17 protein-coding genes and 1 pseudogene are annotated in these 18,777 nt (G+C 64.2%); 7 read left to right on the top strand and 11 right to left on the bottom strand.

The genetic code is table 11. From position 1 onward, the window contains the following. Window positions 1-55 precede the first annotated feature (55 nt). Window positions 56-235, top strand: a pseudogene (locus tag EDF71_RS25400) (hypothetical protein); the annotation flags it as partial. A gap of 50 nt (window positions 236-285) precedes the next feature. Here the strand turns inward: EDF71_RS25400 and EDF71_RS08470 are convergent. The 7 genes from EDF71_RS08470 to maiA form a co-directional block, all read right to left on the bottom strand. Next, window positions 286-1,707 carry an MFS transporter gene (locus EDF71_RS08470; RefSeq protein WP_133856142.1) on the bottom strand — a complete coding sequence of 474 codons (1,422 nt, stop codon included), beginning with the start codon at window positions 1,705-1,707 and terminating at the stop codon, window positions 286-288. Between the two features lie 33 nt (window positions 1,708-1,740). Next, entirely contained in the window at window positions 1,741-2,244 is a 504-nt protein-coding gene (locus EDF71_RS08465) for a GNAT family N-acetyltransferase (RefSeq protein WP_133856141.1), read from the bottom strand. An 83-nt stretch (window positions 2,245-2,327) separates the two neighbouring features. Then, on the bottom strand, window positions 2,328-2,756 hold the full coding sequence (locus EDF71_RS08460; protein ID WP_021028096.1) for a PaaI family thioesterase: 429 nt from the start codon (window positions 2,754-2,756) through the stop codon (window positions 2,328-2,330). Window positions 2,757-2,869: 113 nt separating this feature from the next. Then, a complete protein-coding gene (locus EDF71_RS08455) occupies window positions 2,870-4,183 on the bottom strand; it encodes a HipA domain-containing protein (RefSeq protein ID WP_133856140.1) in 1,314 nt (437 codons plus the stop codon). Between the two features lie 29 nt (window positions 4,184-4,212). Beyond that, entirely contained in the window at window positions 4,213-4,524 is a 312-nt protein-coding gene (locus EDF71_RS08450; protein WP_133856139.1) for a helix-turn-helix transcriptional regulator, read from the bottom strand. 132 nt (window positions 4,525-4,656) lie between these two features. After that, entirely contained in the window at window positions 4,657-5,535 is an 879-nt protein-coding gene (locus EDF71_RS08445; RefSeq protein WP_133856138.1) for a polyphenol oxidase family protein, read from the bottom strand. Further along, a complete protein-coding gene (maiA, locus tag EDF71_RS08440; protein WP_133856137.1) occupies window positions 5,532-6,203 on the bottom strand; it encodes a maleylacetoacetate isomerase in 672 nt (223 codons plus the stop codon). Before maiA ends, EDF71_RS08445 begins: the two co-directional genes overlap by 4 nt. 191 nt (window positions 6,204-6,394) lie before the next feature. On the opposite strand from maiA, the gene EDF71_RS08435 reads away from it, so the two are divergent. From EDF71_RS08435 to EDF71_RS08425, 4 genes are all read left to right on the top strand, one after another. After that, complete coding sequence (locus EDF71_RS08435; RefSeq protein WP_133856136.1) at window positions 6,395-7,093, top strand: fumarylacetoacetate hydrolase family protein; 699 nt, start codon at window positions 6,395-6,397, stop codon at window positions 7,091-7,093. A gap of 86 nt (window positions 7,094-7,179) precedes the next feature. After that, a complete protein-coding gene (locus tag EDF71_RS08430; protein WP_133856135.1) occupies window positions 7,180-7,788 on the top strand; it encodes an NUDIX hydrolase in 609 nt (202 codons plus the stop codon). A gap of 14 nt (window positions 7,789-7,802) precedes the next feature. Beyond that, complete coding sequence (locus tag EDF71_RS25550; protein ID WP_279586281.1) at window positions 7,803-7,928, top strand: hypothetical protein; 126 nt, start codon at window positions 7,803-7,805, stop codon at window positions 7,926-7,928. Window positions 7,929-8,017: 89 nt separating this feature from the next. Next, on the top strand, window positions 8,018-8,344 hold the full coding sequence (locus EDF71_RS08425; protein WP_133856134.1) for a hypothetical protein: 327 nt from the start codon (window positions 8,018-8,020) through the stop codon (window positions 8,342-8,344). A gap of 87 nt (window positions 8,345-8,431) precedes the next feature. Here EDF71_RS08425 and EDF71_RS08420 read toward each other — a convergent pair whose 3' ends face one another. The 4 genes from EDF71_RS08420 to smc all read right to left on the bottom strand — a co-directional run bounded on the left by EDF71_RS08420 (window position 8,432) and on the right by smc (window position 16,331). Further along, window positions 8,432-9,244: a hypothetical protein gene (locus EDF71_RS08420; protein ID WP_133856133.1), complete on the bottom strand. Its 813-nt coding sequence runs from the start codon at window positions 9,242-9,244 to the stop codon at window positions 8,432-8,434. A 159-nt stretch (window positions 9,245-9,403) separates the two neighbouring features. Beyond that, entirely contained in the window at window positions 9,404-11,497 is a 2,094-nt protein-coding gene (gene ligA / locus EDF71_RS08415; protein ID WP_133856132.1) for an NAD-dependent DNA ligase LigA, read from the bottom strand. A gap of 153 nt (window positions 11,498-11,650) precedes the next feature. Beyond that, entirely contained in the window at window positions 11,651-12,781 is a 1,131-nt protein-coding gene (locus EDF71_RS08410; RefSeq protein WP_133856131.1) for a cell division protein ZipA C-terminal FtsZ-binding domain-containing protein, read from the bottom strand. Between the two features lie 22 nt (window positions 12,782-12,803). Next, complete coding sequence (smc, locus tag EDF71_RS08405) at window positions 12,804-16,331, bottom strand: chromosome segregation protein SMC (protein ID WP_133856130.1); 3,528 nt, start codon at window positions 16,329-16,331, stop codon at window positions 12,804-12,806. A 340-nt stretch (window positions 16,332-16,671) separates the two neighbouring features. Between smc and EDF71_RS08400 the strand changes: the two genes are divergently transcribed. Together EDF71_RS08400 and msrB are read left to right on the top strand one after the other, a co-directional pair. Then, complete coding sequence (locus EDF71_RS08400) at window positions 16,672-18,213, top strand: protein adenylyltransferase SelO (RefSeq protein ID WP_243854224.1); 1,542 nt, start codon at window positions 16,672-16,674, stop codon at window positions 18,211-18,213. Next, on the top strand, window positions 18,210-18,620 hold the full coding sequence (msrB, locus tag EDF71_RS08395) for a peptide-methionine (R)-S-oxide reductase MsrB (protein WP_133856128.1): 411 nt from the start codon (window positions 18,210-18,212) through the stop codon (window positions 18,618-18,620). The genes EDF71_RS08400 and msrB overlap by 4 nt, the downstream gene beginning before the upstream one ends. Window positions 18,621-18,777: the final 157 nt, after the last annotated feature.

The raw sequence follows: 18,777 nt of genomic DNA, 5'->3' as shown, positions 1-18,777 counted from the left end.
GCAAAAAATGGCAGCCGTGTGCTGGTGGGCAGCAAGTTCGGGTAAATTCCAGGGCATGTACCTGATAGCGATAGCCTGGCTTTATGTGGTGGTGCTGATGGCGGTGGTCGAAGCGGCCAGCCCGCAGGGCAGCCTGCTGGGTGCTTTTTTCACCTTGCTGCTGTACGGCGCGCTGCCGCTGGGTTTGCTGCTGTTCATCGCCGGCACGCCCGCGCGGCGCCGGATGCGCCACCGGGCGGATGCCGAAGCGCAACAGCCCCCTGCCCCACCGCCGCCCGATGCCCCTTAATGCGCTGAATGCCGCAGGCGCAAGCTGCTGAACACACCCGACATCGCGGCAAAGCCGGCTGCCAGGTACAGCGCCACCGTCGTGCCATGGCCGCTGGCCACCGGCCACAAGGTGAAGATAATGGCCACCAGCACAGCACCCAGCGATTGCCCGGTCAGCCGCGCCGTGCCCAGCATGCCGCTGGCCGCGCCGGCACGGGCCAGCGGTGCGGAGGTCACAATGGTGTGGTTGTTGGGCGACTGGAACAGCCCAAAGCCCAGGCCGCACAAGGCCATGCGCCAACCAATGTTCAGATCGCTGGGTTCCACCGGCAGCAGCGCCAGGCTGAGCAAGCCCAGCGCCAAAATCGCCATGCCAATGCCGCCCAGCAGACCGTCTTCCACCCGTCCAATCAACCGGCCAGCCAGCGGAGCCACCATCACGATGGCCACCGACCAGGCCGTCATCAGCATGCCCGCCGCAAAGTGGCTACGCTGCAGCGCATCCAGCAGCAAAAAAGGCAGCGCGATAAACGACAGCATCTGCGCAGCAAAGGCACCAATCGATGCACCCATCGACAGCGCAAAAACGGGAATGCGCAGCAAATCCAGCGGCAACAAAGGCAGGCTCAGCTTGCGCTGGCGCAGCACATACCAGGCACCCAGCATCAAGCCCAGGCCCAGCATGAACCAGCCCGATGCGGCAGAGCCACCTGTCTGCATGTCATGGCGCGCGCCAATGCGCTCGGCGCCCAGGAACACCAGCGAAAACATCGCAAAATTCAGCACCACGTCGATGGGCGTCAGCTTGGCATGTGGGGCATCCAGCAACTGCTGCGGGTTGCGGGGCAAGGCCTTGCGGCCCAGCCACAGGGTCAGAATGCCCAGCGGCACATTGATGGCAAACAGCCAGGGCCAACTGGCTACCGACAGAATCAGCGCGGCAACGCCAGGGCCGGCCACCGATGAGATGGCGACTACCAGCGAGTTGAGCGCCATGCCCTTGCCCAGCTTGGCGGCCGGGTAGGTCAAGCGCACCAGCGCGGCATTGACGGCCATCACCCCGGCCGCACCCATGCCTTGCAGACCACGCGCGGCAATCAGCAGCCACAGGGATTGGGCCAGCATGGCCACGGCCGACGCCAAGGTAAAACAGACGAGGCCTACCAAGTAGACCTTGCGGTAGCCAATGCGCTCGCCCAGCGCAGCCAGGGGCAGTAGCAGGCCCAGGGTGCCCAGCTGGTAGGCATTGATGATCCAGATCGCCTCGGCGGGCGATGCCTGCAGCTGTTTGGCGACCGTGGGCAGTGCCAGGTTCATGATGCTGCCATCGAGCACGGCCACGATCAGGCCCAGCACGATGACCAGCATCGCCAGGCGGCGCTCGGGCATGGGCAGGCCCTGGTTCAGCGAGGCCGGTTGCATGCCGATCTCAGCCATGGCGGACCACCCGTCTTTTGGGGAGCCTGCTCGTCATACAGCGGCGCTTTCCAGGGCCTGGGTCTTGCCCGGGTAGAGCATGGTCAGGTGGGGAATGCCATCTTCCAGATAGGGCTCGGAGACGACTTCGAACCCACAGCCTTCATAGAACTTCTGCAAATAGGCCTGCGCGCCAATGCGGATGGCAGCTCCCGGCCAGAGGCGGTCGGTTTCCGCCATCGCGTGGCGCATCAGCTCCCAGCCGGCGCCGGTGCCACGCATGGCCTGCATGACGGCGACACGGCCAATCGAAGGCTCTGCATAGGCCAGGCCCGGTGGCAGCACCCGTATATAGGCCTGCAGTGTTCCTTGCGCATCGCGCCCCAGCAGGTGCCAGGCGTCCTGGTCTTTGTAATCCAAGTCCTGGAAGGCGACCTGCTCGGCGATAAAGACCTGGCAGCGCACATGCAGCAGGTCATACAGCTGCTGCAGATTGAGCGCCGAGAAGGGTTGGAAGGACCAGCTCAGCTGGTCTACCGTTGAAGAAGGCTTTGGCATGTTCTGTCCATCTATTCGAAGGCCTGGGGACAGAGGCCACAGGCCTGGCTGCGCTCTGGCGCAGCATTGCGCAAGCGCGAAAGTCAGTCCGTCTTGATCTGCTTTTTGGCCGCCTGCAAAGACTGCACGACCTCCGGCATCACGTATTTGAAGGTACCCGTGGCATGGCTGCACAAGGCGCCCTGCTCGTCATACAGCCAGGCCTCACAAAAGGCCATGCGGCTGCTGCGCGAGAGCAGCTTGCCCTTGGCCACCAAGGCGCCCTTGGCCGGCGCCATGAAGCTGGTTTTCATCTCGATCGTAACTGCGCCGCTGCCAGGGATGGCACTGCGGGCCGCGTGGGCCATCGTCACATCGAGCAAGGTCATCGAGGCCCCGCCATGGGTCACCTCATAGCTGTTGAGGTGTTCGGGCCGGGCCCGGTAATGCAGTTCCGCCTCGCCGTTTTCCCAGCGGTGCAAGCTAAAGCCCAGGTGACTGACAAAGGGGATTTCAACTTCAAAGGGCAGCACAGCACAGGCTCCAGCAACAGGCAAGCGTGGAGCATACCGCTTTTGGGCCCTGCCCTGGGGCAAACCCTGACATACAAGCGACAGGCAGTCGGGCAATACGCTGGCGATCACCGTTACAGCGTGGCGATGGCTACCTCGCCACGCAAGCGCTGCTGCACCACGTTGGCCATGCCTGCAGGGGCCTGGGCCAGCAAGGCCGGCCAGCTGCTCTGTGCCTGCCGCACCACATCTTTGAGCAGGCTGATATGGCGTGGCACGCGCAGCAAACCGGCGCTCTTCAGCAGTGCGGCCACATCATCCCAGCTCAGCGCCCGCATGGTGCTGTCAATGGCCTTGTTGACGGCGTACTGCTGCGGGGCGGAGCCTTCAAAAAAGGCGGCGACGCAGACACAGTCGTAGACCGGCGCCAGGCGCGGCTGCCGCCCATCGGGATAGACCAGCGCCCAGTTCTTCAGGTGGGCATCGGTATTGCCCATCAGGATGGCCGCTACCGTGCGGGCCAAGAACTCGCGGGTATCGGCCACCGGCTGGGGGCTCAGGCGATCGAGCACGCGCAGCATGGTCGGCCAGTCCTGCTGCAGGCCCTTGCCATATTTGTGGCGGGGCGCATAGCCCAGGGCCTGGTTGAACTCTTCCATGTGCACGCGGGTGCCGTCGGGCAGGTGGTCAAAGCGCTGCACGGCCAAGATCTCGTCAAACGGCAGGTGCTCGGGCAGATCGGCCTGGGCACGGCTGATGATCTGCGCGTCCGCCGTCGTCAACCCCAAGGCCTGGCACAGCTGGTAGCAGCTGTACTCATTGGCCACCAGGTCCGGGTGCTGGGTGCTGGGGAGCTTCAGGATCACGCTGCCCGCCGCACCCCGACGGCGCACCGTGTAGCGCCGGCCATCCTGCACGGCGCTGAACTTGGTGACGATGCCTGGCAGCGATGCGGCATCAGCCACCGGAAATTCGACAAAACCTGGTTCGAGCACATCCAGGCCTTGCGAGGTGTGCCAGTGGCGCACCACGTCGGGGATGGCTTCATCGCGCGGCACGGGCTCCACTTCCAGTGCACCCATCAGGTCATGGCCGGCAGCGGCCAGCAGCTCAAACTCGTCATCGGGCGAGCAGCCCCGCTCAGCGGCTAAGCGCTGGCGGTTATGGCCTTCTGGCAGCAGGTTCTGAAAGTAGACCGGCCAGCGCCCATCGGTGCGCACCAAGCGGGCATCGCGCGCGGCATGCAGGATGCGCTGGGTGTCGGCCTCGCTAGCACCCTGGTAGCTCAGCGACAGCGCCGGACGCTGGGGATCGTTGATATAGCTGTCCTCGAACGAGACCCGCAAGATATCGCCGTACTGCGAGAGGTAGCCAATCGCCCGCCGCCCACCGCCCATGCTGCCGGGCAGGTGCATATAGAGACGCAGGTAGCGGATGGAGGTGCTCATTCAGTGCCCCGCTTGCGCTCCGCCATGCCTCAGGGCTTGCGGCCCGCCAGGCTGTCTACTACCGAAGGAGGAGCTTCCGCACCGGTAGGCTGGCCCAAAAACTTGCCGCCTGACTGGATAAAGGCCTGCAGTGCGGGCAGCAAATCAGCCGGCACTGCCACCAGCTGCATGCCCAGCACCCGGGCCATCTCAGCCACAGTCGAGTAGCGCGGGTCCACATCGCCCGTTTCGGTGCGCTGCACCGCCATGCGCGACAGCCCTGCCTGCTCAGCCAGTTGGGCCTGGGTCAATTGTTGGGCTTTGCGGGCTGCCACCAAGGTGGACATCAAAGGGGTAGTCATGCTGCATATTCTACTCTTTATTGAAAAAATGAGTAGATTAAATAACATAAGCACCACTATTTAAGATGCAATAAATACTCATTTTTATAGAAATGAGTATTTTGACAATCATTTTCCGCAAATACCAAAGGGCTAGGCCACCCAAATACAAGCGGCAAAACGCCCAGTGCCTCCGGTCGGAGATCCATCCCGGCGGTGCGAGAAGAAGCGCTCCGGATTGGCTACCGTGCACCAGTTCTGGCTGCCGTCGTTGCCAAACAGCTGGGCCAGCCCCAAGCGCTGCAGGCGGTGGCGAGCCAGGCCGCTCAGGTTGGCAAAAAACTTGCCCGGCTTGCCGGCTGCAAACAGCGGCGCGCAATCCGGGTCCGGCTCCACAAAGGCGGCCTGCACCTCGGCACCCACCTCAAACGCAGGCTGGCTGATGCAAGGGCCCAACCAAGCCATGGTCTGCGCAGCAATCTGGGCATCGCTCAGGCCCGCCTGACCCGCTTGCAACCGCACGCGATCAGCGTAAGCCGCAAAGCAGTTCTCCAGCACCCCTACACCACCCTGCCCCAGCAAGCCGCGCCAGCCGGCGTGGGCGGCACCCACGACTGGCAGCTGCTGGTGGCAGAACAATACGGGCAGGCAATCGGCGGCCATCACGGTGCAGCCCAGGCCGGGTACATCGCTGACGCAGGCATCGGCCGGCTGCTCAGCGCCGCCGCCCTCGCCCAGCACCTGCACATGGGTTCCGTGTACTTGGCGCACAAACACCGGCTGGCGTGGGCTCGCCTGGTCTGCGCATGGGCCGGCTTGCAACTCCAGGGCCTGCATGGCCTGGGCCAGCAGTTCCCGGTTGTTCTGCACATGGGCGGGCACATCGCCCACGCTAAAGCTCAGGTTGGTGGTGCCAAACAGGCCTTCGCTGGCACCGCCGCCACGGGTGGTACAGAGCGCAAACACGCCCGGTGGCGTGGGCCACTGGGGCAGCAACCATTCAGCGGGAAAGCGCGATACTGCGGCACTCATGGCTGGGCATCCGGGCAGGCGGCGGGCTGGGCCTTTTGCACCGCATCGGTCGCAAAGGCCGCTTCATAGGCGGCCATCGTCAACGGCAGGCCGTCAAGATTCACCTTGAAGCGCTGGGCATTGAAAATCTGCGGCACCAGCGCGCAGTCGGCCAGGGTCAGGCTATCGCCCCAGCAAAAGCGCGATGGCGACAAGCCCTGCGCCTGGCGCTCGGCGGCCAGCAACACCAGCTGGCGCTCAAAGGCCTCCAGCCCCGTACGGCACCAGTGCTGGTACCACTGGGTTTTTTCGGCATCGCTGTGGCCCAGCTCGCCGGTCAGGTAGGCCAGCACGCGCAGGTTGTTGATCGGATGGATCTCGCAAGCCACCTGCAAAGCCAGCGCACGGATGCGGGCACGCGCCAAGGCATTGCCCGGCAGCATGGACGGCGTCTGCGGGTAGGCCTCGTCCAGCCACTCGATCACGGCCAGCGACTGGTTCAGCCACAGGCCGTCATCGGTCTCCAGGGCCGGCACCAGCGCATCGCCTACATGGCTGGCAAAGGCGGGCTCGCGGTGCTCGGCCTTGACCAGGTGCACCGGCAGGTAGTCATAGGCCAGGCCCTTGGCCTGCATCGCAATGCGCACCCGGTAGGAGGCAGAGGAGCGGAAATAATTGTGCAGCTTCATGGCGACCGAGCATAACGCAGGGCGCTGCAGTCGCGGGTGAGCCAGTCGCCCGCATGACAGCTGTCGCCGTCTCGCATGCCAAGACCAGCAAGGGGTGTGCCTGGGAGCCTGCAGGCTGCTTTGTTTTGCCGCATAATTTTTGGCACCGCTTCAACCGGGCGGTATTTCTCCGCCTCCAACCAAAGTCCAGCATGAGCCAATACGTCATTCCCCCGGCCGCGCCAACGAGCGTGCCTGTCCAAGGCAGCGACCAGCTGTTCCCCGTGCGCCGCGTCTACTGCGTGGGCCGCAACTACGAAGATCATGCCAAGGAAATGGGCTTCACCGGCCGCGAGGCACCCTTCTTCTTCATGAAGCCCGCCGACGCCGTGGTGCCCGTTGCCACCGGCAGCACCGGCCAGATTGCCTACCCAACGCTCACCAGCAACCTGCACCATGAGATCGAGCTGGTCGTGGCCATTGGCAAGGGCGGCAAGAACATTGCAGCTGCCGATGCCGCCGCGCACATCTGGGGCTATGGCGTGGGTCTGGACATGACCCGCCGCGACCTGCAAAACGAGATGAAGAAGCAGGGCCGCCCCTGGGAAATCGGCAAGGCCTTTGAAGGCAGCGCGCCCATCGCAGCCCTGGTGCCCGCCGCCCAGGCCGGCGATGTCAACAACGCCGAGATCTGGCTCAAGGTCAACGGCGTTGAACGCCAGCACAGCAATGTGCAAAAGCTGATCTGGAACATTGCCGAGACCATTGAAGTGATCTCGCAAGCCTGGGAGCTGCAAGCGGGCGACCTGATCTTCACCGGCACGCCAGAAGGCGTGGCCGCCGTCGTCAAGGGCGATGTGCTGGAAGGCGGTGTGACCGGCCTGCCCTCGTTGAAGATCGAACTGGTGTAATACCAGGACAACGCGCCACCCACAGCGGTGGCGCTTTTTTTCGCCCCTGGCCGCCAGCGGCGCGCCCTTGACGCACAATAGACCGCATGACCTCACGCGCCCCCGTTGATTTTTGCCGCCGCTGCGGCACCAAGGTTGAGCACCGCCTGCCCGATGACGGCGACACCAAGATCCGCGCGATCTGCCCCGCCTGCCATACCGTGCACTACGAGAACCCGCTGAACGTGGTGGGGACCGTCCCCTATATGGGCGACAAGGTGCTGCTCTGTCTGCGCAATATCGAACCCCGCAAAGGCTACTGGACCCTGCCAGCCGGCTTTATGGAGCTGGACGAGACCACGGGCCAGGGCGCCGAGCGCGAGACCGATGAGGAAGCCGGCGCCGACATCACGATGGGCCCGCTGTTCTCGCTCGTCAATGTGCCGCATGTCGGCCAGGTGCATTTGTTCTACTTGGCGCAGCTGCAAAGCACCGAATTCAAGCCCGGCTGGGAGACCATCGAAGCCCGGCTCTTCAGCGAAGCCGACATCCCCTGGGACCAGATCGCCTTCCGCACTGTCAAGGTCACCTTGCAGCGCTATTTTGAAGACCGCAAGCGCGGTGCATTCGGCATCCATGTGATCGACCTGGAGACGCCCACCGGCCCCTTGTTCCCGCCCAAGCCTGCTGAAACCTCCAGCTCGACCGCCTCCTGATGAGCGAGCCAGCCATGACCTCCAGCTTGATCCGCACTTCCTCGGTCCGCCGCCGCCTGCTCGGCGGCATGGCCTTGCCCGCCGTCGCCGCCGCCAGTGGCTGCCCGGCCTGGCCCATGCTGCCAAGCTGCAAGACATAGCGCTGGCCCTGGTCGAGAAATACAAGCTCGGCCACAGCCTGCCGCAGGTTGGCCTGCAAATTGCCACCAAGTCGCCCGAATACCAGGCCTTGATCGACAAGATGGGCCAGCAGCAAGCCGACCAGGCGATGATTGCTGCCACGCGCTCGGCCGCGGCCGACTACCAGAAGCGCTGGGATACGCAACTGGCTGCCGCCTATGCGCAGAACTTCAACGAGGCCCAGCTGCAATCCTTGTTGGACCAGGGCCCCCAATCGCCGCATGCGCAGCTGATGCAAAGCAAGCAGGCCGACATCAACCGCATGATGCAGCAATCGAGCTCCAGCCTGCTGCGCGAGATGATGACCAAGGCCTATGCCAAGGCGCAGCAGCCAGCCGCTGCGCCCAGCCCGGCTCCTAAAAAGTCAAAGCCTTGAGCCGCTGAAGCAGCAGCCCTGCCGAGTACCTATGACAATGCCGTACCCAATGCCGAGCGGGTACGGCATTTTTTATGCCCCGGCTGATTAGCGGCTGTCGCGCTTGGCCTGTGCAGCCCGGGTTTTGGACTGGCCGCTCGCCTTGATTTTCTTGTTCACCGGCTGCGCCTTGATGGGATTGCCCCGGCTGGCAGCTGCCGGCTGGCGGGTGGGCACTGCGCCGCGTGCAGCGGCGGCAGCATTGCCACCCACCTCGGCACTGGCAGCAGCGATTTTGCGTGCTTTGGCGGGAGCGGCTGCTGCTTTTTTGGCAGGCGCCTTGCTGGACTTGGCGGTCTTCACCGGCTTGGCCGCCGTCTTCTTGACTGCGGCTGCTTTCTTGGGGGCGGCCTTGGTAGCTGCCTTCTTGGCTGCCTTGCGCGGCGCGGCCGCCGTGGTTTTGGCGGCAGCCTTGGCAGCAGGCTTCTTCAGCGCCTTCTTGGCAGCAGACTTGGTGGCTGTCTTGGTAGCAGTTTTGGCCGCCGCCTTCTTGGCCGCCTTCGCAGGCGCCGCAGTCCGCTCGGTCGCGGCAGTGGCCGCGCTCTTTTGCGCGGTGGTTTGCAGCTTGGCCAGCCGCTCTTCAAAACGGCCCAGCACTTCCTGCATCACTTCGGCCTTCACTTCGGTGCGGTTGTTGTCATTGCCTGCAGGCCGGCGTGCGGCAGCCGGGCCCTTCTGGGTTTTCACCGTCTGGCGTTGGTAGAGATCGCGGTACTTGGCGCGCAAGGTACGGCTGCGGGTGATCTTGCTACTGAGCTGACGCTCGGTCAGATCCTTGTTCGCATTGGCACGGCTGGCTTGGAACAGCTCCAACTCAGGCTTGGTCAGCAAGGTCTGAACTTGTCTCAGTGTATAGCTCACGGCATCTCCTCTGCATAAAAAAGCAGGGCCGCCGGATGGCAGCCACTGGCGTTTTTCATCGTATTGACATCTGCTGCATGCCGATGTCAGAGAAAGCCCCTATCCCGAGGGCTGCATCTGCTGTCAGGCAGCGCTGCCTGCCGTGCCGTTTGCGCCAGATCAAGGCGCGCCGTTTTGCAGAAGCCGCAGCATCGCTGCCTCGTCCAGCACCGCCACGCCCAGCTCCTGCGCCTTGGTCAGTTTGCTACCCGCATCGGCGCCGGCCACCAGGTAATGGGTCTTCTTGCTGACTGAGCCGGAGACCTTGGCGCCTGCGGCTTCGAGCAGGTCCTTGGCTTCATCGCGGCCCATGGTGGGCAAGGTGCCGGTCAGCACCACCGTCATACCGGCCAGAATCTGCGCGGGCTTTTCGGCGGGCACTGCCTCATCCCAGTGCACACCCGCAGCGCGCAGCTGCTCCACCACCTCGCGGTTGTGCGGCTGGGCAAAAAAGGTGTGCAGGCTGTTGGCCACCACCGGGCCCACGTCGTTCACCTGCAGCAGGTCTTCGACCGAGGCATCCATGATTGCGTCCAGCACACCAAAGTGCTTGGCCAGGTCCTTGGCCGTGGATTCACCCACATGGCGAATGCCCAGGCCAAACACAAAGCGGGCCAGCGTGGTTTTCTTCGAAGACTCCAGCGCTGCCAGCACATTCTGTGCGGACTTCTCTGCCATGCGCTCCAGGCCCGACAAGGTCGCAATACCAAGTTTGTAGAGGTCGGGCAGGCTGCGGATCACGCCACTGTCAACCAGCTGGTCCACCAGCTTGTCACCCAGGCCTTCGATGTCCATCGCGCGGCGGTGCGCATAGTGCAGGATGGCCTCCTTGCGCTGCGCCACACAGAACAGGCCGCCGGTGCAGCGGTGGTTGGCCTCGCCTTTTTCGCGCACCACATCGCTGCCGCAGACCGGGCATTGGCTGGGCATCGAGAAGTTGGGCACATACTGCGGCCGCGCACCAGGCACCCGGCCTGCCACCTCGGGGATCACATCGCCGGCGCGGCGCACGATGACATCGTCACCCACGCGCACACCCTTTTTGCGGATGTCGAACACATTGGACAAGGTGGCATTGGTGACGGTGACACCACCGACAAACACCGGCGCCAGACGGGCCACCGGGGTGAGCTTGCCAGTGCGGCCCACTTGCACCTCAATGCCTTCGAGCCGCGTGACCATCTCCTGGGCCGGGTACTTGTGGGCCACGGCCCAGCGCGGCTCGCGGCTGACAAAGCCCAGCTCCTGCTGCAGCGCACGGCTGTTGACCTTGTAGACCACGCCATCGATCTCGTAGCCCAGGTTGGCGCGTTCGGCGCCCATGCGCTGGTGGAAGGCCACCAGCGCATCCGCGCCCTTGGCCACACAGACCTGCGGCGCCACCGGAAAGCCCCAGGCGCGCAGCTGCATCAGCATCGCGTAGTGGCTGTCCCACTGCATGCCGCCTTGGGCCACCGGGGTGACCTCGCCCAGGCCATAGGCGAAAAAGGACAGCGGGCGCTGGGCAGTGATGTTCGAATCGAGTTGGCGCACGGCGCCGGCTGCCGCATTGCGTGGGTTGACAAAGGTCTTGCCGCCGGCAGCCACCTGCTTGCGGTTGAGCGCATCAAAATCATCGCGGCGCATATAGACTTCGCCGCGCACTTCCAGCACTGGCGGCACGGCGGCATCCTGGCGCAGCTGCAGCGGTATCTGGCGGATGGTGCGGATATTGTGGGTAACGTCTTCACCCACTTCGCCATCGCCGCGCGTGGTGGCCTGTACCAGACGCCCGCCCTCGTAGCGCAGGTTCATCGCCAGGCCGTCGAATTTGGGCTCGGCCACATACTCGACCGGCGGGTCACTCGGGTCCAGGCCCAGCTCCTTGCGGATGCGTGCATCAAAGGCTTGCGCGCCGCTGGCTTCGTTGTCGGTTTCGGTGCGGATGCTCAGCATCGGCACCGCATGGCGCACGGGGGTCAGGCCCTCCAGAATCGCGCCGATCACGCGCTGGGTGGGCGAGTCGGGGCTCAGCAGCTCGGGGTGGGCTTTTTCCAGCGCTTCAAGCCGCTGGTAGACCCGGTCGTACTCGCCATCGGGCACCGTCGGCGCGTCCTGCACATAGTATTCATGCGCCCACTGCACCAGTTGCGCACGCAAGGCCTGCACCTCGGCGGCGGCATCCTGCGGAGCGTCGCCGGCGGGCGACGCGAAAAGATCAATATTCTCAGCCATGCGGCTTGACTCCGAAAATCTGGCAAAGCACGGGGCTCTGCGTGGTCTGATGCCTGCGACTATACGGCCAAAGCCGCCGCTGCACTGCCTAATCAGCGGCAGCCAGAACGCAAAAAAGGCTGCACAGGCAGCCTTTTGCGAAACGCTGGCGGTTTAGCTGAACAGGCGCCGTGCAGCCAGCGAGCCCGCTGCCAGATCGCGCAGCTCGAGTTGGTCGTAGAGGTTTTCCAAATCCTGGGCGATGGGGTCCACCACCATGATCGGCAAGGGCGTGCCATTCTGGTCGCAGATGACACCGTCCATCTCGGCGCACAGCGCTTCGGCAGCCGTGCGCATCTTGTCGAAAGGCTTTTCGCTGCGGGCCACATGCGGCACATCCAGGCTCAGCAGCACATCGCGCAAGGCGCTGGCTTCCGGGTCGTCGGCCAAAGCCGCTTGCGCGTCATAGGTCAGCGCCAGGATCGCAGGCATCTGCTCGATGCCCGAGGGCATCACCATGCGGCCAGGGCCAGCGGGCACAAAACCATGCTTGGCAGCCACCTGGGCCACATAGCCGGGGCTCCAGGAGGCGCGCTTGGCGCGCAACATAAAGGCCAACTGCGCATCATGCTCGCTGGCGAAGGCATCCAGCTCGCGGGCCCGGGCCACTTCCTGCAGCATGTCCGGCGTGTCCTGCGCGGCGCCGATGCTGTCGGCAAACTGCTGGACCTTGGTGACGAACTCGGAAAACTCGATCTCGTTCATCGGGCCATGGCGGTTGGCCAGCTGCACGCCGGCCTGGAAGCCGGTGTAGCGGGCACCTGCGCGTGGCAGCTCCCAGGTCTGGCTGGTTTCGTTCAGGCCCTCAATATTGAAGGCCTTGTTGCCAGCGCGAAAGCTGCTGGGCATGGCCGCAATCGCGGCATTGCCGGAGACGATGCCATCGGTGTGGATGGTAGCGATCGCATCGGTGAGGGGGTCGAGAATTTGCTGGCGGTCGCCCAGGTAGGTGCCGGGGTTGCCGCTGCGCGCTACGGCGCCTGCGCCAAAAGCGTCAGCGCTGTGGCCGCTCAGGCGGGGGCCTTGGCCGCCCAGCTGCGCATCCAGCACCGGGTCGCCGGTGGCCGACGATGCAGCGCGGCCATCAAAGCCGGGCTCGTAGCGCAACTCGGAGTCGCTCTGGCCGGGCTCCTCTGGCCGGGGTTTCTTGGGCTCATTGCGGCGTGCCGACCAGGTGTTGTAGGCGATGTACAAAACCAGAATGACACCAAAGGTGATCACCAACGCCAGTTGAAAATTACTCATACGTTTTCGTTCTAAAAATCTATCACGCCGAATCCGCCATCGACAAGGCAGACTCCATATCCACGGCCACAATGCGCGAGACGCCCTGCTCCTGCATTGTCACACCAATCAGCTGCTGGGCGATCTCCATCGCGATCTTGTTGTGGCTGATGAAGAGGAACTGCGTGCTGCGGCTCATCGAGGCCACCAGCTTGGCATAGCGCTCGGTGTTGGCATCGTCAAGCGGCGCGTCCACCTCATCGAGCAGACAGAACGGTGCCGGGTTCAGCTGGAAGATCGCAAACACCAGCGCAATCGCGGTCAGTGCCTTCTCGCCACCCGACAGCAAATGGATGGTCTGGTTCTTCTTGCCAGGCGGCTGGGCCATCACCTGCACGCCCGAGTCCAGAATCTCGTCGCCGGTGATGATCAGCTTGGCCTGGCCGCCGCCAAACAGCTCAGGGAACATGCGGCCGAAATGGCTGTTGACGGTGTCGAAGGTGCCCGAGAGCAGTTGCCGGGTCTCGGCATCGATCTTCTTGATCGCGTCTTCCAGGGTCGTCATGGCCTGGGTCAGGTCTTCCATCTGCGAGTCGAGGAAGGTCTTGCGCTCGCGGGCATGGTTCAACTCATCCAGGGCAGCCAGATTGACGGCGCCCAGCGCTTCAATTTCGCGGTGCAGGCGGTCGATCTCACCTTGCAGACCCGTCAGGCGCACCTGGCCATCCCTGACCGAGGCGGCGATGACCTCCAGATCGGCCTGGGCTTCCTGCAGCAAGGTGGTGTACTGCTCCAGGCCCAGTTGTGCGGCCTGCTCCTTGAGCTTGAACTCGGTGATGCGGTCGCGCAGCGGCTGCAACTCGCGCTCAAACTGCTGGCGGCGCTCATCACTGCTGCGCAGCCGGGCCGTCAGGTCGTCGTACTCGCTGCGGCGGGCGGCCAGGTCCTTCTCGCGCTCCATCTTCAGGTTCAGCGCATCTTGCAGGCCGCCTTGCGCTGCTGCGTCGTTGAGGCGCTTTTGCTCTTCTTGCGCACGCAATTGCTCATCGCCCAGGGCTTTGGCCTGCTGCATCGCCGTTTCCATCGTGCGGTTGAGCTCGGCGCGGCGCGCTTCCATGCTGCGCTGGCCAAACACCGCTTCCTGCGATTGGCGCTCCAGCGCGCGCAACTGCTCGCGGGCACTGGCCAGCTTGCGCTCGGACTCATACACGGTCTCATCGAGCTGGGCATGGCGCTCCTGGCTGTCGGCCAGCTGCATGTCCAACTCTTCAAACCGGGCCTCGGCCGCAATCCGGCGCTCCTGGATTTCTTCGAGCTGCTGCACCACCTCGCCCAGGTCGGTGTCGATCTGGGCGGTGCGGGCGCGGGCCTGCTCGGCCAGTTGGGTCAGGCGCAAGGTTTCCACCTGCAGCTCATGGGCGCGGTTGCGGGTTTGCGCGGCCTCGGCGCGCACGGCCACCAGGCGCTGTGATGCATCGGCATAGGCGCTCTCGGCACGCACCAGCGCATTGCGCGCCTCTTCGCCAATCAGCGATTGGGCGCGCAGTTCTTTCTCCAGATGTTCAATTTCCTGGGCCCGAGCCAGCATGCCGGACTGCTCGGAGTCCTGCGCATAAAAGCTCACGCTGTGCAGGCTGACGGAATGGCCGGTCGGCACAAAAATGGTTTCACCGGCCTGCAGGCGGCTGCGCTGGGCCAGCGCCTCGTCCAGGCTGGGGCAGGTGTAGCAGCCGCAAAGCCAGTCGACCAGCACGGCGCGCAGGCCGGCATCATGTACGCGCAGCAAATCAGACAGCTGCGCGAGTTTGCCCGCTGGAGCCACGGCCGGTGCTTGCGGCACGCTGTAAAAAGCCATGCGGGCCGGTGGTGCATCCTGGGCACCCGCGCCCAAAAAGCCGCGCACCATGTCGAGGCGGCTGACTTCCAACGCGGCCAGACGCTCGCGCAGTGCGGCTTCGAGCGCGTTTTCCCAACCGGGTTCGACCTGGATACGGCTCCACAGGCCCTGCAGGCCATCGAGCCCATGCTTGGCCAGCCAGGGCTGCAGCTTGCCATCGGTCTTGACCTTTTCTTGCAGCGCCTTGAGGGCCTCCAGCCGTGCCGACAGATCGGCCTGCTTGGCGCCTTCCTGGTTGACCTGTTGCTGCTTGCTGCGCCGCGCCTCGTCGAGTTGGGGAACGCTGTCCTGCAGTTCCAGCAGCCGCCCTTCGGCAATCTCGGCGGCCTCGGCCGCTTCCTCGTTTTGCTGCTGCAGGTTCAGAAGGCGGGTTTCGTCCGGCGCAGCCATCGCATTGCGGTCGCTGCGCAAACGCTCGCTGCGCACTTCCAGGCCACGGCTTTGTTCGTTTAGACTGCGTTGTTCTGCCGCCAGCACCTGGATCTGCTGCTGCACCTGGGTGACGGAGCTGCGCTGGTCGTTGGCGCGCTGCTGGGCCAGGCGCAGCGCTTCTTCCATATCGGGCAGCTGCAGGTTTTGCTCTTCGAGCTGGGCGGCCAGCATCTCGGCGCGCTCTTCGGCATCCATGCCCTGGCCGGCCAGGTTTTCCAGCTCGGCCTCGGATTCGTCCTTGCGGATGGTCCACTGCGCAATCTGTTCGGCCAGCTGCACCAGGCGGTTCTCCACACGCTGGCGGCCTTCGACCACGTAGCGGATTTCGGCTTCGAGCCTGCCGACTTCGGCGGTGGCTTCATAGAGCTTGCCCTGCGCCTGGTTCACCGTGTCGCCCGCGGCATAGTGCGACTGGCGGATGGTTTCCAGGTCCGCCTCCACATGGCGCAGATCGGCCATGCGCGACTCCAGGTCATTGACGGCCTTGAGGCCTTCGATGCGCACCTTCTCCTGCTCTTGCTCAGCGTCGCTGCGCTTGAGGAACCACAGCTGGTGCTGCTTCAAGGTGGCGCTGGCATTGAGCGCGTTGTACTTGGCCGCTACCTCGGCCTGCTTTTCCAGCTTGTCGAGGTTCGCGTTCAATTCACGCAGAATGTCTTCAACCCGGGTCAGGTTCTCGCGCGTGTCGTTGAGGCGGTTTTCGGTCTCGCGGCGGCGCTCCTTGTACTTGGAGACGCCTGCGGCCTCTTCCAGGAACAGGCGCAACTCTTCGGGGCGCGACTCGATGATGCGGCTGATGGTGCCCTGGCCGATGATGGCGTAGGCGCGCGGGCCCAGGCCGGTGCCCAGGAACACGTCCTGCACATCGCGGCGGCGCACCGGCATGTTGTTGATGAAATAGCTGCTGCTGCCATCACGCGTCAGCACACGCTTGACTGCGATTTCGGTGTACTGGCTCCACTGGCCACCGGCACGGTGGTCGCTGTTGTCAAACACCAGCTCCACGCTGGAGCGGCTGGCCGGCTTGCGGTGCGTGGTGCCGTTAAAGATCACATCCTGCATGGACTCGCCACGCAGCTCACTCGCCTTGGACTCGCCCAGCACCCAGCGCACCGCATCCATGATGTTGGACTTGCCGCAGCCATTGGGGCCGACCACGCCCACCAGTTGCCCTGGCAGCATGAAATTGGTGGGCTCCGCAAACGATTTGAAGCCAGCAAGCTTGATGGAATTGAGGCGCACAGTGCTCGTTTTCTCTTGGATGGGCGGCGATCACCTGCCTTGCGCTGTCGCAAACCGGCAGGCCCACATAAAACGGGGCTGACCAGGCTTGCCGGGCAGGTGCCAATAGGCCCAGGGATCTCTTCTGATGAACAAAGCGGTAGAACTCAGGCCGACATAATACCGTGCACTCCTGGCCCAGCAGCGACAAAAGCGCCTGCGGCTGCGGTTTTGCGCCCGAGGCAGGGTCAAATAATGTTGCGCCGCCGCACTGCTGCGGCCTGCGCCGGCCAGACTGGCTATATACACAGGCCCACGCAGGAAAAGCCGCAAGGCAGACAATGGCTGCATGGATTCAAGCATGTCTACGCGCCCGGCTGCTGCTGCGGCCACCGCATCCACCGCCAGCGCGGCAGCGCCGGCACTGCAGCCCGGTGCCCAATGGCACAACGGCTTTGCCAGCCTGCCGCCAGTCTTCTACACCCGCCTGCAACCCACGCCGATGCCGGAGCTGGCCATGCATGCGCGCAATGAGGCACTGGCCCAGGACATGGGCCTGCGCCCCGAATGGCTGGACAGCAGCGAGGCCACCCAGGTGCTGGGCGGCAATGCGCTGCTGCCGGGCATGGATGCGCTGGCCAGCGTTTACAGCGGCCACCAGTTTGGCCACTGGGCCGGGCAACTGGGCGACGGCCGGGCGATTCTGCTGGGCGAGATCCGCTCCGCGACCTCCCCCCAGGGCCTGGAGTTACAGCTCAAAGGCGCCGGCAAGACGCCCTATTCCCGCATGGGCGACGGGCGCGCGGTGCTGCGCTCCTCCATCCGCGAATACCTCTGCAGTGAAGCCATGTATGGTCTGGGTGTGCCGACCACACGTGCACTGTCACTGGTCACCTCACCTCAGCCTATTTACCGCGAGACGGTGGAGACCGCTGCCGTGGTCGCCCGCGTGGCGCCCAGCTTTGTGCGCTTTGGCCATTTTGAGCATTTTGCCGCCCGTGATGACCAGGACAGCCTCCGCAAACTGGCGGACTATGTGGTGGAGCGCTACATGCCGGACGTTGCCCAACACACCAGTGGCAGCGCCGAGCGCTATGCCGCGTTTCTGGCCGAGGTGGCCGAACGCACCGCGCGCATGATTGCGCTGTGGCAGGCCCATGGCTTTTGCCATGGCGTGATGAACACCGACAACATGAGCATCCTGGGCCTGACGATTGACTACGGCCCCTTCCAGTTTCTGGACCACTACGACGCCGACCATATCTGCAACCACAGCGATACCGGCGGCCGCTATGCCTTTGCCCGCCAGCCACAGGTGGCTTACTGGAACCTGTTCTGCCTGGGCCAGGCGCTGCTGCCCTTGATCGACGACGAGGCCACCACCTTGGCCGCGTTGGAGCGCTACAAAACCGCGCTGGAGCCTGCGATGCAGCGTGCGCTGGGCGCCAAGCTAGGCCTGGATCCTGCCCGCAGCACTGCGCCGGAAGCGGTGGCCGGCGTGGTCAACCCCTTGCTGGCCCTGATGCAACAACACCGCACCGACTACAGCCTGTTCTGGCGTGCGCTGTCGCAAGCAGTGGCCGATGACCGCCTGCCGGCGCTGGCCCATTGGTTCAATGGCGATGCGGCGTTTGAGACCTGGCGCGAGCAGTACCAGGCACTGCTGCAGCCCGGCGACGCAGCTGCCACTGCTGCGCGCATGTTTGCCGCCAACCCGCGCTATGTGCTGCGCAACCATTTGGGCCAGCAAGCCATCACCGCCGCCCAGCAGGGCGACTGGGCGCCATTCGCCCGCTTGCAAACCGTGCTCGCAACACCATATGCAGAGCATCCCGGCTGCGAAGACCTGGCCGCCCTCCCGCCCGACTGGGCGCAACATATAGAAATCAGCTGTTCATCATGAGCTTTCCCGTCCAAAAATCGGATGCCCAATGGCAGGCCGAACTCGCATCCAAACAAGCCGAATCGGTGGCCTTCCAGGTTACCCGGCATGCCGCCACCGAACGCCCCTTTACCGGCAAGTACGAGGCCCATTGGGCCGATGGCAGCTACCACTGCATCTGCTGCGGCGCCAAGCTGTTTGACAGCGACACCAAGTTTGACGCTGGCTGCGGCTGGCCCAGCTTTTCCGAAGCCATCCCCGGCGCGATCCAGGAAAACGTGGACCGCAGCCATGGCATGGTGCGGGTGGAGACCGTCTGCGCCCAGTGCGGCGCCCACCTGGGCCATGTGTTCCCGGACGGACCCCAGCCCACCGGCCTGCGCTACTGCATGAACTCGGCTGCGCTGGACTTTGAAAAGCAGGATTAAGCCAGTGATGGCGCTGGGGCCGGCGGCTCCAGCTCACGCTGTGTGGAACTTTGGCAGCGTCCCTTGCTCTGACAACGCTGCCAACCGTAGCTTTGGCTTCAGCGCAGCTTAAGCTGGACGCAAAACAGCTCGCGTATCATTGGCGGCTTGCCTGCAG

The organism is Comamonas sp. JUb58 (genome assembly GCF_004364775.1).
Classification (GTDB): domain Bacteria; phylum Pseudomonadota; class Gammaproteobacteria; order Burkholderiales; family Burkholderiaceae_C; genus Comamonas.
This window is presented reverse-complemented; position numbering and strand designations above follow the sequence as displayed.